The 3,295-nt window shown below is 50.8% G+C and carries 2 rRNA genes and 1 pseudogene (1 of these 3 only partly in view); 2 read left to right on the forward strand and 1 reads right to left on the reverse strand.

The features are described 5' to 3' along the window. Both AC07SQ_RS30485 and rrf read left to right on the forward strand, forming a co-directional pair. Positions 1–2,693, forward strand: a 23S ribosomal RNA gene (locus AC07SQ_RS30485); it begins 181 nt to the left of the window's first position. Positions 2,694–2,821: 128 nt separating this feature from the next. Next, positions 2,822–2,934: ribosomal RNA gene (gene rrf, locus AC07SQ_RS30490) — 5S ribosomal RNA — on the forward strand. Positions 2,935–3,064: 130 nt separating this feature from the next. On the opposite strand, the pseudogene AC07SQ_RS30495 reads toward rrf, so the two are convergent. Next, positions 3,065–3,295, reverse strand: a pseudogene (locus tag AC07SQ_RS30495) (MBL fold metallo-hydrolase); the annotation flags it as partial.

Consider the following 3,295-nt stretch of genomic DNA (forward strand, 5'->3'; position numbering starts at 1 on the left):
TGAACTGAAACATCTCAGTAGCTCGAGGAAAAGACATCAACCGAGATTCCGAAAGTAGTGGCGAGCGAAATCGGAGAAGCCTGTTAGTGATAGCACAAGACATAACGGAACAGCTTGGAAAGGCTGGCCATAGCGGGTGATAGCCCCGTACGTGAAATGACCTGTGTGGTACTGAGCTAACGACAAGTAGGGCGGGACACGAGAAATCCTGTCTGAATATGGGGGGACCATCCTCCAAGGCTAAATACTCATCATTGACCGATAGTGAACTAGTACCGTGAGGGAAAGGCGAAAAGAACCCCGGGAGGGGAGTGAAATAGATCCTGAAACCGCGTGCTTACAAAAAGTAGGAGCCCGCAAGGGTGACTGCGTACCTTTTGTATAATGGGTCAGCGACTTACATTCAGTGGCAAGGTTAACCGAATAGGGAAGCCGTAGAGAAATCGAGTCCGAATAGGGCGATCAGTCGCTGGGTGTAGACCCGAAACCAAGTGATCTATCCATGGCCAGGATGAAGGTGCCGTAACAGGTACTGGAGGTCCGAACCGACTAGTGTTGCAAAACTAGCGGATGAGCTGTGGATAGGGGTGAAAGGCTAAACAAACTTGGAAATAGCTGGTTCTCTCCGAAAACTATTTAGGTAGTGCCTCAAGTATTACCATCGGGGGTAGAGCACTGTTTTGGCTAGGGGGTCATGGCGACTTACCAAACCAAGGCAAACTCCGAATACCGATGAGTACAGCTTGGGAGACAGAGCACCGGGTGCTAACGTCCGGACTCAAGAGGGAAACAACCCAGACCGCCAGCTAAGGTCCCTAAAATTGGCTAAGTGGGAAACGAAGTGGGAAGGCTAAAACAGTCAGGATGTTGGCTTAGAAGCAGCCATCATTTAAAGAAAGCGTAATAGCTCACTGATCGAGTCGTCCTGCGCGGAAGATGTAACGGGGCTAAGCCAGTTACCGAAGCTGCGGATTTGCAATTTATTGCAAGTGGTAGGAGAGCGTTCTGTAAGCCTGTGAAGGTGCGTTGTAAAGCGTGCTGGAGGTATCAGAAGTGCGAATGCTGACATGAGTAGCGTTAAAGGGGGTGAAAAGCCCCCTCGCCGTAAGCGCAAGGTTTTCTACGCAACGTTCATCGGCGTAGAGTGAGTCGGCCCCTAAGGCGAGGCAGAGATGCGTAGCTGATGGGAAACAGGTCAATATTCCTGTACCGATTGTTAGTGCGATGTGGGGACGGATCTTAATAGGTCATCCAGTTATTGGATTATTCTGGTTTAGTTGGATGTAGGCGTGCATTAGGCAAATCCGGTGCACATATACCGAGGCCAACGATCGAGCGGACTTGTCCGTGAAGTGACTGAACGAGGTTCCAGGAAAAGCCACTAAGCTTCAGCTAACAACGACCGTACCGCAAACCGACACTGGTGCGCGAGATGAGTATTCTAAGGCGCTTGAGAGAACTCAGGAGAAGGAACTCGGCAAATTGACACCGTAACTTCGGAAGAAGGTGTGCCCTATTAGTGTGTAGTGAACAACGAAGCATGAATGGGTTGCAAAAAATCGGTGGCTGCGACTGTTTATTAAAAACACAGCACTCTGCAAACACGAAAGTGGACGTATAGGGTGTGACGCCTGCCCGGTGCTGGAAGATTAAATGATGGGGTGCAAGCTCTTGATTGAAGTCCCAGTAAACGGCGGCCGTAACTATAACGGTCCTAAGGTAGCGAAATTCCTTGTCGGGTAAGTTCCGACCTGCACGAATGGCGTAACGATGGCCACACTGTCTCCTCCTGAGACTCAGCGAAGTTGAAATGTTTGTGATGATGCAATCTCCCCGCGGAAAGACGGAAAGACCCCATGAACCTTTACTGTAGCTTTGTATTGGACTTTGAACAGATCTGTGTAGGATAGGTGGGAGGCTTTGAAGCAGGGTCGCTAGATCTTGTGGAGCCAACGTTGAAATACCACCCTGGTGTGTTTGAGGTTCTAACCTAGGTCCATTATCTGGATCGGGGACAGTGCATGGTAGGCAGTTTGACTGGGGCGGTCTCCTCCCAAAGCGTAACGGAGGAGTTCGAAGGTACGCTAGTTACGGTCGGACATCGTGACGATAGTGCAATGGCATAAGCGTGCTTAACTGCGAGACTGACAAGTCGAGCAGATGCGAAAGCAGGACATAGTGATCCGGTGGTTCTGTATGGAAGGGCCATCGCTCAACGGATAAAAGGTACTCTGGGGATAACAGGCTGATACCGCCCAAGAGTTCATATCGACGGCGGTGTTTGGCACCTCGATGTCGGCTCATCTCATCCTGGGGCTGTAGCCGGTCCCAAGGGTATGGCTGTTCGCCATTTAAAGAGGTACGTGAGCTGGGTTTAAAACGTCGTGAGACAGTTTGGTCCCTATCTTCCGTGGGCGCTGCAGATTTGAGGAAGCCTGCTCCTAGTACGAGAGGACCGGAGTGGACACACCTCTGGTGTATCGGTTGTCACGCCAGTGGCATTGCCGAGTAGCTAAGTGTGGAAGAGATAACCGCTGAAAGCATCTAAGCGGGAAACTCGTTTCAAGATGAGATCTGCCGGGGCCTTGAGCCCCCTAAAGAGTCGTTCAAGACCAGGACGTTGATAGGTCAGGTGTGGAAGCGCAGTAATGCGTTAAGCTAACTGATACTAATTGCTCGTGCGGCTTGACCCTATAACTTTGATCAATCTGATCAAGGTGTTATGCCAAGTTGACGCATTCAAAATAATTCGCCAAAAGCTGATTCCAAACTCTATGAATTCGTTTGATTGATCGTGTGATCAATCGGACAACCCTTTATGCCTGATGACCATAGCGAGTTGGTACCACTCCTTCCCATCCCGAACAGGACAGTGAAACGACTCAGCGCCGATGATAGTGCGGGTTCCCGTGTGAAAGTAGGTCATCGTCAGGCTCTTACAGCCCAGAAAACCCCAGTCAGCAATGACTGGGGTTTTTTGCTTTGCGCAATGCAAAGACTAAACGCATAAAAAGCGCTGACTCGAAAGAAGCAGCGCTTTTTTATTGCGGCGAACATCCACCAATCAGGTGTTGCGTACTCCCAAAGCATCGGATTGTGCTGCGCCGGCCGTAATCAGCTCTGCAAGCAGGTCCGTCGTCAGGGCCTCCAGCGACGCATCCGCAAAGAATCGAGCTCGAATCAGCTCGAAGTAGGGCGTCCCGCCAAGCCACGCATCCCACTCAGCGTGCGACACCGCATGCAATTCCAGAAGCTTGAACTTCATCAGCACCTTCATCGCGTGACGCGCGTGCTT

This window comes from Variovorax sp. GW821-FHT06D12 (assembly GCF_059419205.1).